The sequence below is a fragment of the Thalassobius vesicularis genome (assembly GCF_004799325.1).
Lineage (GTDB): Bacteria > Pseudomonadota > Alphaproteobacteria > Rhodobacterales > Rhodobacteraceae > Thalassobius > Thalassobius vesicularis.
This window is the reverse complement of record NZ_SSMD01000010.1, coordinates 1-12732: the sequence shown is the minus strand read 5'-3', so window position 1 is coordinate 12732 and position 12732 is coordinate 1. Positions and strand designations below refer to the sequence as shown.

Here is a 12732-nt window from a genome sequence, read left to right as displayed (position 1 = left end):
CTGTGCCAAATCCGGGGTCCCGACTATGCGACATTGGTCTTAACCCGCCCCGTCTTACGACCAAAGGAGCATTTCGGCCCATGCCCCCCCGGCGTAGGCTGACCTCACAGAAATCCAGTATGTGGAGGAAACCAAATGGCCTGGACTGCACCCAAGATCAAAGACGTGAACTGCGGCATGGAAATCAACATGTACGCGCCCTCGCAGGACGAAGGTGGCCGCGGCCACGAGCCCGACCTGTTCTGATCCCGACCCACTGAAAGCGGAGCCAGAGCCATGAAGTTTCTTGTCCTGGGTGCCGCGGCCGGTGGGGGCCTGCCGCAGTGGAATTGCGGCTGTGCCAATTGCAACGATGCCCGCGCCGGGCGTATCCCGGCGTCTGGGCAATCCTCTTTGGCGGTGTCATTGGACGGGCGTTCATGGGCTGTGTTGAACGCCTCGCCCGACATTCGCCAACAGATGATGGCCAGCCCACGGATGCATCCCACTGCCCTGCGGGATACGCCCGTGGGCTCGGTCCTTCTGACGAATGGCGACATCGATCATATCGCGGGGCTGCTGAGCTTGCGCGAACAGACGCCGTTCACGATTTTCGCCACGCATGAGATCCAGCAGGTGCTGGCCGGCAACCGCATTTTCGACGCGGTGAACCGTCAGGTCGTCCCGCGTGTGACGATTGCGCTGGAGACACCGTTCGACCTGTTGCCGGGCCTCAGCGCGACCCTGTTTGCCGTGCCCGGCAAGGTGCCCCTGTTCATGGAGGGCGCGCAGGTCCAGACCGATCTGGAGGGCGAACAGACCGTTGGCGTTCGCCTGCAGGACGGCCGCAAAACCGCCTATTACATCCCCGGCTGCGCCACTGTCACCGACAAGCTGCTGGGGCAGATTGCCGATGCCGATGCGTTGTTTTTTGACGGCACGCTCTGGGATGATGACGAGATGATCCGCACCGGCACCGGCGTCAAAACCGGGCGGCGGATGGGACATATCCCGATCAGCGGGCCGGATGGCTCGATCGCGCGACTGGCCGGGCTGAAGGCCGCCAAGACCTTCATCCATATCAACAATACCAATCCGATCTGGCAACCGGACAGCGCCCAGCGGGCGTTTGTCACCGGGAACGGCTGGCAGGTCGCGGCAGACGGACAGGAGACCGAGATATGAGCCGCGAAACCCTGGAGGCCCGCCTGCGCGCCATCGGCGCCGAGCGTTACCACGACAAACACCCGTTCCATCACCGCCTGCATGGGGGGGAATGCACCCCGGACGAGGTGCGCGCCTGGGTCATCAACCGCTGGGCCTATCAGGCGGCGATCCCGATGAAGGACGCGGCCTTCATGTCGCGCGTCTATGACCCGGCGATGCGGCGCGAATGGCGCTCGCGGATCGAGGATCACGATGGCGGCGTGTCGGAAGGCGGCGGCATCCGGCGCTGGCTGAAACTGGCCGAGGCGGTGGGTCTGGACCCCGATTACGTCGCCTCGGGGCGCGGCGTGCTGCCCGCCACGCAATTCGCCGTCGACGCCTATGTGACATACGTGCGCGAACGGCCCTTGTTGCAGGCGGTCGCGTCCTCGCTGACGGAACTCTTTGCACCGAAGATCCACGAACGCCGGATCGAGGGGCTGCTGGAGCATTACGACTTCGCCAACACCGAGTCGCTGTCCTATTTCCGCAAACGCCTGACCGAGGCCCCCAAGGACGTGGCCTTTGGCTTGAAATGGGTGCTGGACCACGCCGACACCCCGGAAAAAGAGGACATGGCCTGCGAAGCGCTGATCTTTAAAACCAACGTGCTGTGGGCGCAACTGGACGCGCTGTGGGGCGCTTACGTGGAACCGGGCCGCATCCCGCCGGGCGCGTGGCAACCGGGCGAGGGGATGGCATGAGCCTGCACATCGCCCCCCATGAGCGCCCCTACCTGCCGCGCGGCGTGCGCCTGATGCGGGACAAGCTGCGCGACCAGACCGTCCTGCTGGCCCCCGAAAAGGCCGTGGCGCTGGACATGGTGGGCGAGGCGATCCTGACCCGCGTCAACGGGGTCAACAGCTTGGACGAGATCGTCACTGACTTGGCGCAGACCTACAACGCCCCGCGCGACCAGATCGCGGGCGACGTGCAACGCTTCCTTCAGGGTCTGCGCGCCCGCATCTTCCTGAGGGTCCACCCATGAGCCCCCCGCCCCCCGTCGCCATGCTGGCCGAGCTGACGCATCGCTGTCCGCTGGCCTGTCCCTATTGCTCCAACCCGCTGGATTTGCTGAAAAAAGACGCCGAGTTGGACACGGAAACATGGGCCATCGCCTTTCGGCAGGCGGCGGAAATGGGGGTGTTGCAGGTGCATCTGAGCGGGGGCGAGCCCGCCTCGCGTCCCGATCTGGTCGAGCTGACGCAAGCCGCCCATGACGCGGGGCTGTATACCAACCTGATCACCAGCGGCATCGGCCTTACCCCGCGCCGTCTGGACGCGCTAGAGGCCGCCGGGCTGGACCATGTGCAGCTGTCCATGCAGGGCACCACCGCCGAACTGGCCGACTGGATCGGCGGCTACAAGGGCGGCTTTGCCCGCAAGCTGATGGTCGCCGAAGAGCTGAAACAACGCGGCATTCCGTTGACCCTGAACGCCGTCATGCACCGCCATAACCTTGACGATCTGGACCGCACGATCGAGATGGCCGTCGAACTGGGCGCCCGCCGGATGGAAGTCGCCTGCGTGCAATTCCACGGCTGGGCGACGCAGAACCGGGGTATGCTGTTACCCACCCGCGAACAGACCGAGACGACCAAACGCAAGGTCGCCGAGGCCGCCGAGCGGCTGAAGGGCGTGATGGCCTTCGACTTCGTGCCGCCGGACTATTACGCCGATTATCCAAAGGCTTGCATGGGGGGATGGGGCTCGGCTGGGCTGAATATCGCGCCCGATGGGACGGTGCTGCCGTGTCACTCGGCCCAGATGATCCCGCACCTGACCTTCGAGAAGATCACCGACAAACCGCTGGCCGAGATCTGGTACGATAGCCCGTCCTTCAACGCCTATCGCGGCGACGACTGGATGCCCGACACCTGTCGCAGCTGCGAGCGCAAGGAGATCGATTTTGGCGGCTGTCGCTGTCAGGCGCTGATGATCGCCGGGGATGCCGCCAAGATGGACCCCGTGTGCCGCAAATCCCCCGATCACGCCCGCGTCGCGCAGATGCTGGAGGACGCGATGGCCGCGCCGCAGGACGGGTTCACCTATCGGCGGTGATCATTTTTCCAGCGTGACGGACAGCGCGAACACGTAGCCCGCGCCGTAAACCGTGCGGATCACCGTGGGCTGCTTGGTGCTGTCGCGCAGCTTTTTGCGCAGCCGGCTGATGCGCGCATCCATCGAGCGGTCGAACGGCTCATCCGCGCGCCCGGTCGTTGCGTCCAGCAGCTGCGAGCGGCTCAGCACCCGGCCCGGCGCGTTGACAAAGGCCAGCAGCAGGCTTGCCTCGGCGGAACTCAGCTGCGCCACCTCGCCGTCGTCATGGGTCAGGGTACAGCCGTCGAAATCCGCCCGCCACGGGCCGAAACGCATGATCGGCTGGCCCGGCGTGGCCTCGACCTGCTGGTTCAGCCGGGTGCGCCGCAGCAGGGCGCGGATGCGGGCGACCAGTTCGCGCGGCTCGAACGGTTTGACGATGTAGTCGTCGGCGCCCACCTCCAGCCCGACGATGCGGTCGGTGATGTTGCCGCGCCCGGTCACGATCACCCGCGGCACCGAGGGCGGCAGCGCCGAATCCCGCACCACCGACAGCCCGTCGCCATCCGGCAGGCTCAGGTCGATCAGGCACAGGTCGGGCACGGTGCGGCGCACCTCGCGCTCGAACTCGGCCAGGCGGCGGAAGCTGACGACCTCCATGCCTTGCTGGCTGAGCGTCCGGATGATCAGACGCGAAATGTCCGGGTCATCCTCGAGCAGGTAGATCAGGGTCTTCGTCACTTGAATTCATCCTAAAGGGGCTGGTCAGGTTTGGGGTTCGCCGACCCGCAGGTGCTGGCTCAGCTCTGCTTCGGAAAAGGGCTTGCGCAAAAACGGGACCGAGGACAAGTCCGCCGGGGTCTGGACGTTCTGGCCGCTCATCAGGACCATGCGGATTTCGGGGGTCAGCCGGCGCACCGTGCGCGCCAGATCGAACCCGTTTCGCGGGCCGGGCATGTCCACGTCCGAGACCACGTAGCCCACGTCGCGCAACTGCTCCAGCAGCATCATCGCCTCGTCGGCATCGCCTGCCTCGACGATGGGAAAGCCAAGCCCCGCAATCTTGCGCCGGATGGTGCGGCGGACATCGGCGTCGTCCTCGACCAGCAGCACGATCTGGCCGGTCGATCCGTCCTGATATTGCTGGGGCGGGGCAGCGGTTTTCGGGGCAGGGCGCGCGTCGACGGCGGCCAGATCCATCGGGCAGACCTCGGGCAGCAGGATGGTGAATGTCGTGCCCTTGCCCGGCGCGCTGTCCACGCAGATCGCGCCGTTCGATTGCTGTACGAAACCGTAGACCATCGACAGGCCCAGACCCGAGCCAGAGCCCGCGGCCTTCGAGGTAAAGAACGGCTCGAAAATCTTCTCCACCAGCGACGGGGCCATGCCGCAGCCGTCGTCGGAAAACCGGATGCGGACATAGCGGCCGGCGGTGATACGGAACAGTTCCGCCTCTTCCTGTGACAGGTCCGGGGCCGAGGTGTCGATGGTGATCTTGCCGGTGCCCTGCGTCGCGTCGCGCGCGTTCAGCGCCAGGTTCAGGATCGCCATTTCCAGTTGCGAGCGGTCCACCATCGCCATCGGCAGATCGTCCTGCTGGCGCAGTTCCACCTTGAGCGAGGAGGGGATCGAGCTTTGCACCAGAGCGCCGATTTCCGAGATCGCCTCGCCGATCTGGGTGGGCACGGGATCGACCTGTTCGCGCCGCGCCAGCGTCAGCAGCCGCTTGGTCAGGGACGACCCGCGCCGCGCCGCCGAGATCGCCGGGATCAGGAATTCCTCGACCAGGTCGGCATCGGTCAGCTGTTCGGACAGCGGCACGATATTGCCCAGGATGATCGTCAGCAAGTTGTTGAAATCGTGCGAAATACCGCTGGCCATTCGGCCCAGCGCGTCCATTTTTTGCGAGCGCATCAGCGCCGACATGGTGGACTTGCGGCGGGTGACGTCAATCGATACCAGGTAGAAATCGGCGACCTCTCCGCTGGCGGGTTTGCCGGGGCGCAGCAGGGTGCGGACGTCCTTGAATCGCCCGCCCGGCAGCTCCAGCCGCATTTCGAAATCCACCAGCGCGCCGCGCCGGGCTTGCTCGAAAAAGCGCGCGCTTTCCTCCAGCGTCTTGGCATAAAGCACGTCCGACGTGTTCAGCCCGATCACATCCGCCGGGGTCTTCTTATAGGCCCGTGCAAAGCGTTTGTTGGCGTACAGGATGTTCATGTCCTTATCGACATGGGCGATGCCTGCGGGCACCTCGTCGGCGATCAGCGACAGGCGTTCCTCGCTCAGGCGCAGTTCCTGCGTGCGGGTGCGCACCAGCGTTTCCAGCACTTCCTGCTGGCGCACCTTTTCGGTGATGTCGGTATAAGTGGCCACAAATCCGCCGTTGGGCAGGGGGGTGCCGACCACCTCGATCACGCGGCCATCGGCGCGCACGCGTTCAAAGCGGTGCTTTTCGAACCGGCGGGCGGTGTCGACCCGCTCAGCCACCTGCGCCTGCGCGTCACCCGGCCCGTAATCGCCCGCGCGCGCGTTGAATTCGATGAACGAGGCGAAATCTGCCCCCTGATAGGCCAGGCTGGGCGGATAGCCGTAAACCTCCAGGAACTTGCGGTTCCAGACGACCAGCTTCAGGTTCTGGTCAAAGATGGTGATGCCCTGGTCCAGGTGGGCCAGCCCTTCCAGGATGTGCTGGGCGTACTGGGTCGGTTTGAGGTCCTCAGACACGGGTTCGCGCTCCGGGCTCGTTCGGGGTTCGGCGTCAGGATCATGCAACCTGTGGAAAAACCCAAGCCCAAATGCCGCCGCGTCACAATTGAATACAATTGGCGCGCAATTCCGCAAGAAACCCATGTGTACATCCCGCCCCACCAAGCCGGATCAAGGAGAGGTCCGGTGCGCACTGAAGGGAGAGGGATACATGTCTCATATCAGTATTTACGAATCCGCGCTGGATCAGACCGCCGCGAACTACGTCGCCCTTACGCCGCTTTCCTTCGCCGAGCGCACCGCCGCGATCTACCCCGATCAGCTGGCCGTGGTTTACGGTGACATCCGCCGCAACTGGGGTGAAACCTATGACCGCATGGTGCGTGTCGCCTCGGCCCTGTCCAAGCGCGGCATCGGCAAGGACGACACCGTTTCCGTGATCGCCGCCAACATCCCCGAGATGTTCGAGGCCCATTTCAGCGTGCCCATGTGCGGCGCCGTGCTGAACACGATCAACACCCGTCTGGACGCCGAGGCGATCGCCTTCATCCTGTCCCACGCCGAGGCCAAGGCCGTGATGGTCGACCCGAAATTTGCCGATGTGGTGGACCGCGCCGTCAAGATCTCGGGCCGCCGCGACATGCTGGTGATCGACATCATCGACGACACGTTCGAAGGCGCGCACCGCGTCGGTCACATCACCTATGACGAGCTGCTGGCCGAAGGCGACGCCGATTTCACCCCGATCCTGCCCGCCAATGAATGGGACGCGATCAGCCTGAACTACACCTCGGGCACCACGGGCGACCCCAAGGGCGTCGTCTATCACCACCGCGGCGCGCATCTGAACGCGCTGTCGAACATCGTGACCTGGGGCATGGCGCATCACTCGCGTTACCTGTGGACCCTGCCGATGTTCCACTGCAACGGCTGGTGCTTCCCCTGGGCGATTGCCGCCAATGCCGGCGTCTGCGTCTGCCTGCGCGCCGTGCGTGCCGAACCCATCTACCAGCTGATCCGCGACGAGAAAGTCACCCATTTCTGCGGCGCGCCCATCGTTCTGAACATGCTGGCCCACGCCCCCGACGAGCTGAAGGATTTCAGCCACGAAGTGAAGGTCATGACCGCCGGTGCCTCTCCGCCCGCGGCCGTCATTGCCAACATGGAATCGATGGGCATCGAAGTGACCCACGTTTACGGCCTGACCGAAACCTACGGCCCCTCGGTCGTCTGCGCCTGGAAAGGCGAGTGGAACGATCTGGACGGCGCGCAAAAGGCCAAGCTGAAGGCCCGCCAGGGCGTCAAGAACGTGGCCCTGTCCGGCCTGATGGTCGCCAACCCCGACACGCTCGAAGAAGTGCCGCATGACGGCGTGACGATGGGCGAGATCTTCATGCGCGGCAACAACGTCATGAAGGGCTACCTGAAGAACCCGACCTCGACCGAGAAATCGTTCAACGGCGGCTGGTTCGCCTCGGGTGACCTGGGCGTGATGCACCCCGATGGGTATGTCGAACTGAAGGACCGCTCGAAGGACATCATCATCTCGGGTGGCGAGAATATCTCGTCGGTCGAGGTCGAGGACGTCCTCTACAAGCACCCCGCCGTGATGGAGGCCGCCGTGGTCGCCAAACCGGACGAGAAATGGGGCGAAACCCCCTGCGCCTTCGTCGAGCTGAAGCCGGGCCAAGAGATCTCGGCCAAGGATCTGATCGCCTTCTGCCGCCAGAACATGGCGCACTTCAAGGCGCCCAAGACCATCGTCTTTGGCGAGCTGCCCAAGACCTCGACCGGCAAGGTGCAGAAATTCGTGCTGCGCGACCGCGCCCGGGCCCTGACCGCCTGAGCCCTTCCCGAAACGTCAGAGGGTCCGTGTCCGCACGGCCACGGCCCCTCTGCACCCAAATGGATGCCTCAAGAGATGAGCGATAAAGGCCAGTACATTCTGCAAACCCAGGGTTTGACCAAGGAATTCAAGGGTTTCACCGCCGTTGATGATGTCAACCTGAACGTCAAGCGTCACCAGATCCACGCGCTGATCGGCCCGAACGGCGCCGGTAAGACCACCGTGTTCAACCTGCTGACCAAGTTCCTGCAACCGACCCGCGGCAAGATCACCTTTAACGGGCGCGACATCACCAGCGCGAAATCCGCCGAGATCGCCCGCATGGGCGTGATCCGCTCGTTCCAGATTTCGGCCGTGTTCCCGCACATGACCGCCCGCGAAAACGTCCGCGTGGCGCTGCAGCGCGAGCTGGGCACCTCGTTCCACTTCTGGCGCTCGGTCAAGACGCTGAACGCGCTGAACGCCCGCGCCGAGGAGTTGCTGACCTCGGTCGGGCTGGAACGCTTCGCCGATGTGGTGGTCGCCGACATGTCCTATGGCCGCAAGCGCGCGCTGGAAATCGCCACCACCCTGGCGATGGAACCCGAACTGATGCTGCTGGACGAACCCACCCAGGGCATGGGCCGCGAAGATGTCGAGCTGATCACCCAGCTGATCCGCAAAGTCTCCGCCGGGCGCACCATCCTGATGGTCGAACATAACCTGGGCGTCGTTTCCACCCTTTGCGACACCATCACCGTCCTGCAACGCGGCGCGATCCTGACCGAGGGCGACTACGCCACCGTGTCCGCCGATCCGCGCGTGAAAGAAGCCTACATGGGGAAAGCCGCATGATCATCGACGCCGAAGACCACCAGAACCACGAGATCGGCGGGCGCCACCTGTCCGAACATATCGAGGAACTGCGTATCCAGGACCTGCACGCCTTTTACGGCGAAAGCCACGCGCTGCACGGCATCGACATGACCGTCTACCAAGGTGAACTGGTCACGCTGCTGGGCCGCAACGGCTCGGGGCGCACCACGACCTTGCGCGCGGTGATGGGGCTGATCGGGCACCGCACCGGCTCGATCGTGCTGAAGGGCGAGGAAATCATCAAGGCCCAGCCGCACAAGATCGCCCATCTGGGTGTTGGCTACTGCCCCGAGGAACGCGGCATCTTCTCGTCGCTGAACGTCGAGGAAAACCTGATGCTGCCGCCGAACGTCGCCCCGGGCGGCATGTCGGTCGAAGAAATCTACGACATGTTCCCCAACCTGGCCGAGCGCCGCAAATCCATGGGCACCCGCCTGTCGGGTGGTGAACAGCAGATGCTGGCGATGGCCCGCATCCTGCGCACCGGCGCCAACGTCCTGCTGCTGGACGAGATCACCGAGGGCCTGGCCCCCGTGATCAACGACAAGCTGGGCGAGGTGCTGATCAAGCTCAAGGAACGTGGCTATACCATTGTTCTGGTTGAACAAAACTTCCGCTTCGCGGCGCCGCTGGCGGACCGCCATTTCATCATGGACCACGGTCACATCGTGGCAACCATTCACAAGGACGAGCTGGAATCCAAGCAGCACGTCTTTGACGAATATCTCAGCGTCTAATTTGACTAACCCCTCGGAGGAGACTTCATGAAACTGCTCAAATCCCTCGCCGCCAGCGCATCCGCCCTGGCCATGCTGGCCTCGGCCGCCTCGGCTGAAATCAGCGGCGGCGTCGTCAAGATCGGCGTTCTGACCGACCTGTCGGCCACCTACTCGGACATCGCCGGCGAAGGTGCCGCCGTTGCAGCCCAGATGGCCGTTGACGAATTCGGCGGCAAAGTCGCCGGTGCGCCGATCGAGATCGTCGTCGCAGACCACCAGAACAAGGCCGACATCGCCGCCAACAAAGCGCGCGAATGGGGCGACACCGAGGGCGTCGACGCCTTCGCGGAACTGGTGACCACCTCGGTCGCAATGGCCGTCTTCGAAGTGGCCAAGCAGCAGAACAAGCTTGCGCTGGTTTCGGGCGCGGCATCCTCGCCGCTGACCAACGACGCCTGCATCCCCACCGGCCTGCACTGGACCTACAACACCCGCGCGCTGGCTGTCGGCACCGGTTCGGCCATCGTGAAGGAAGGCGGCGACAGCTGGTACTTCCTGACCGCTGATTACGCCTTTGGCGAAGCCCTGCAGAACGACGTCTCGAAAGTCGTCGAAGCCGCAGGCGGCAAGGTCGTGGGCGCTGCCAAGCACCCGTTCCCGGCCTCGGATTTCTCGTCCTTCATCCTGCAGGCGCAGGCATCGGGCGCGAAGATCATCGGTCTGGCCAACGCTGGCGCCGACACCGTGAACGCCATCAAGGCCGCGCATGAATTCGGCGTCGTTGCCGCTGGTCAGAAGATCGCCGGCCTGCTGGTGTTCCTGCCCAACGTCAAGTCGATCGGCCAGGAAGTGGCCCAGGGCCTGCAGATGACCGTGTCCTTCTACTGGGACATGGACGACGAGACCCGCGCATGGTCGCAGAAGTTCTACGAGAAGACCGGCAAGATGCCCACGGGCGTTCAGGCTGGCACCTACTCGTCTGTTCTGCACTACCTGAAAGCCATCGAAGCCACCGGTTCGGACGACACCGACACCGTTCTGGCCAAGATGCGTGAAATGCCCGTCCAGGACATGTTCGCCAAGAACGGCGTGCTGCGTACCGACGGCCGCATGGTGCACGACATGTATCTCGCCGAGGTCAAGGCCCCGTCGGAATCGACCGGTGAATGGGACATCCTGAAGATCCTCCGCACCATTCCCGGCGAAGAGGCTTTCGGTCCCCTTTCCGAAAGCACCTGCCCGACGAAGTAAGGCGAGACGGGTCCGCCAGGCGAAGTGATGCGCGCCTGGCGGGTCCCCCCTTGTCCTGCACAATCCCTCTATTCAGGAAATTCTGAACATGCTGACAGATCTGCTGGGCTTTCCGCCCCAAGTGCTTTTCGGGCAGCTGTTGCTCGGCTTGATCAACGGTGCCTTCTACGCGGTCCTCTCCCTTGGGCTGGCGGTGATTTTCGGCCTGCTGAACATCGTGAACTTTGCGCATGGCGCGCTGTACATGCTGGGGGCCTTTGCGACGCTGGGCCTGACCAAATGGCTGGGCATCGGTTACTGGGGCGCCCTGATTTTCGCCCCCATCATTGTCGGCATCTTCGGCATTGTCCTTGAACGTCTGCTGCTGCGCCGTCTGGCCGGGGTCGACCACCTGTACGGCCTGCTGCTGACCTTTGGTCTGGCGCTGGTCATCGAAGGCACCTTCGTGAAACTCTTCGGCTCCTCCGGGATGCCGTATTCCGCCCCGGCTGAACTGTCCGGCGGCGTCAACCTGGGCTTCATGTTCCTGCCCTGGTATCGCGGCTGGGTCGTGGTTGCGGCGCTGATCGCCTGCGGGGCCACCTGGTTCCTGTTCGAGAAAACCAAGATCGGCGCCTACCTGCGGGCCGGTACCGAGAACCCCCGCCTGCTGCAAGCCTTTGGCGTGAACGTGCCGCTGCTGACGACGCTGGCCTATGGCTACGGCGTGGCGCTGGCTGCCTTCGCCGGTGTGCTGGCCGCGCCCATCACCCAGGTGAACCCGCTGATGGGCTCGAACCTGATCATCGTGGTGTTCGCGGTGGTGGTGATCGGCGGCATGGGCTCGATCATGGGTGCCGTCGTCACCGGTCTGGCCATGGGCGTCATCGAGGGCCTGACCAAGGTCTTCTGGCCCGAGGCGTCCTCTACCGTCATCTTCGTCGTGATGGCCATCGTGCTGGTCCTGCGACCCGCCGGCCTGTTCGGCAAAACCGCCTGATAGGAGCGCGTCATGAATAGCAAAATCGGCTACCTGATCGCCATCGCCCTGCTGCTGACAGCACCGCTGGTGATCTACCCCGTGTTCCTGATGAAGCTGCTGTGCTTCGCCCTGTTCGCAAGCGCGTTCAACCTGATCCTGGGCTATGGCGGGCTGCTGTCCTTTGGCCATGCCGCGTTCTTTGGCGGGGCGGCCTATGTCACCGGCCACGCGCTCAAGGTCTGGGGCCTGCCGACCGAGCTGGGCATCCTGACCGGCACCGCCGCTGCGGGCATCCTGGGCCTGCTGATCGGCATGATCGCGATCCGTCGTCAGGGCATCTACTTTGCCATGATCACGCTGGCGATGGCGCAGATGGTGTACTTCCTGTTCATCTCGGCGCCCTTCACCGGCGGTGAAAACGGCCTGCAAGGCGTGCCGCGCGGCACCGCCCTGGGGATCGTGGATCTGCAGAACGACATGAACATGTACTACTTCGTTCTGGTGATCTTCGGCCTGGCCTATTTCCTGATCTCGCGCACCGTGAACTCGCCCTTCGGTCAGGTTCTGTCGGCCATCCGCGACAACGAGGCGCGTGCGACCTCGCTGGGCTATGACGTCGACAAGTACAAGCTGCTGGCCTTCGTGCTGTCCTCGACCCTGGCCGGTCTGGCCGGGTCCACCAAGACCGTGGTGTTCCAGCTGGCCTCGCTCACCGATGCGCATTGGCACATGTCGGGCGAGGTGGTGCTGATGACCCTGCTGGGCGGCCTGGGCACGATCGTGGGTCCGTCGGTTGGCGCGGGCATCATCATCGCGCTGCAAAACTACCTGGCATCCGGCCCGCTGGCGGCCTGGGTTCCGGTGGTGCTGGGCCTGATCTTCGTGGCTTGCGTGCTGGCCTTCCGCCGCGGCGTGGTTGGCGAACTGCGCGAGTTCCTCAAGAAATCCTTCTGATTTCCATAGGGTTGGCCGGATCAGGCCAACCCGCCCCCTGACTTTTGAACACTAGGAGACGCTCATGAAAGTGCTGGTCACCGTGAAGCGTGTGATTGACTACAACGTGAAGGTTCGCGTTAAGGCGGACGGTAGCGGAGTTGATCTCGCGAATGTGAAGATGTCGATGAACCCGTTCGACGAGATTGCGGTCGAAGAGGCGATCCGGCTGAAGG

The 12732-nt window shown here is 64.0% G+C and carries 13 protein-coding genes and 1 pseudogene; 12 read left to right on the top strand and 2 right to left on the bottom strand.

Features of this window, described 5'->3' with window-relative positions:
• The first annotated feature begins 135 nt into the window (after positions 1-135).
• Genes pqqA through pqqE form a run of 5 tightly spaced genes read left to right on the top strand, consistent with a single transcriptional unit; the run spans position 136 to position 3246 of the window.
• Entirely contained in the window at positions 136-246 is a 111-nt protein-coding gene (gene pqqA / locus E7681_RS16570) for a pyrroloquinoline quinone precursor peptide PqqA (protein WP_136340380.1), read from the top strand.
• A 30-nt stretch (positions 247-276) separates the two neighbouring features.
• Positions 277-1164, top strand: coding sequence for a pyrroloquinoline quinone biosynthesis protein PqqB (gene pqqB, locus E7681_RS16565; protein ID WP_136340379.1), 888 nt, complete (start codon positions 277-279; stop codon positions 1162-1164).
• Positions 1161-1889 carry a pyrroloquinoline-quinone synthase PqqC gene (gene pqqC, locus E7681_RS16560; RefSeq protein ID WP_136340378.1) on the top strand — a complete coding sequence of 243 codons (729 nt, stop codon included), beginning with the start codon at positions 1161-1163 and terminating at the stop codon, positions 1887-1889. Before pqqB ends, pqqC begins: the two co-directional genes overlap by 4 nt.
• Positions 1886-2173 carry a pyrroloquinoline quinone biosynthesis peptide chaperone PqqD gene (gene pqqD, locus E7681_RS16555; RefSeq protein ID WP_136340377.1) on the top strand — a complete coding sequence of 96 codons (288 nt, stop codon included), beginning with the start codon at positions 1886-1888 and terminating at the stop codon, positions 2171-2173. Before pqqC ends, pqqD begins: the two co-directional genes overlap by 4 nt.
• Complete coding sequence (gene pqqE, locus E7681_RS16550) at positions 2170-3246, top strand: pyrroloquinoline quinone biosynthesis protein PqqE (protein WP_136340376.1); 1077 nt, start codon at positions 2170-2172, stop codon at positions 3244-3246. Before pqqD ends, pqqE begins: the two co-directional genes overlap by 4 nt.
• Here pqqE and E7681_RS16545 read toward each other — a convergent pair whose 3' ends face one another.
• Both E7681_RS16545 and E7681_RS16540 read right to left on the bottom strand, forming a co-directional pair.
• Positions 3247-3966, bottom strand: coding sequence for a response regulator (locus tag E7681_RS16545; RefSeq protein WP_136340375.1), 720 nt, complete (start codon positions 3964-3966; stop codon positions 3247-3249).
• 24 nt (positions 3967-3990) lie between these two features.
• Entirely contained in the window at positions 3991-5949 is a 1959-nt protein-coding gene (locus E7681_RS16540; protein ID WP_168733235.1) for a hybrid sensor histidine kinase/response regulator, read from the bottom strand.
• A 193-nt stretch (positions 5950-6142) separates the two neighbouring features.
• On the opposite strand from E7681_RS16540, the gene E7681_RS16535 reads away from it, so the two are divergent.
• From E7681_RS16535 to E7681_RS16505, 7 genes and pseudogenes are all read left to right on the top strand, one after another.
• A complete protein-coding gene (locus E7681_RS16535) occupies positions 6143-7777 on the top strand; it encodes an acyl-CoA synthetase (RefSeq protein ID WP_136340373.1) in 1635 nt (544 codons plus the stop codon).
• A gap of 75 nt (positions 7778-7852) precedes the next feature.
• A complete protein-coding gene (locus E7681_RS16530; RefSeq protein ID WP_136340372.1) occupies positions 7853-8611 on the top strand; it encodes an ABC transporter ATP-binding protein in 759 nt (252 codons plus the stop codon).
• A 59-nt stretch (positions 8612-8670) separates the two neighbouring features.
• Positions 8671-9369: an ABC transporter ATP-binding protein gene (locus E7681_RS16525; protein WP_425471406.1), complete on the top strand. Its 699-nt coding sequence runs from the start codon at positions 8671-8673 to the stop codon at positions 9367-9369.
• A gap of 27 nt (positions 9370-9396) precedes the next feature.
• Positions 9397-10602 carry an ABC transporter substrate-binding protein gene (locus tag E7681_RS16520; RefSeq protein ID WP_136340370.1) on the top strand — a complete coding sequence of 402 codons (1206 nt, stop codon included), beginning with the start codon at positions 9397-9399 and terminating at the stop codon, positions 10600-10602.
• 88 nt (positions 10603-10690) lie between these two features.
• Complete coding sequence (locus E7681_RS16515; RefSeq protein WP_211089812.1) at positions 10691-11581, top strand: branched-chain amino acid ABC transporter permease; 891 nt, start codon at positions 10691-10693, stop codon at positions 11579-11581.
• A 12-nt stretch (positions 11582-11593) separates the two neighbouring features.
• The gene (locus E7681_RS16510; protein ID WP_136340369.1) at positions 11594-12517 is read left to right on the top strand and encodes a branched-chain amino acid ABC transporter permease; all 924 of its coding nucleotides are present in this window, start codon (positions 11594-11596) and stop codon (positions 12515-12517) included.
• Between the two features lie 64 nt (positions 12518-12581).
• Positions 12582-12732: pseudogene (locus E7681_RS16505) on the top strand (electron transfer flavoprotein subunit beta/FixA family protein); the annotation flags it as partial.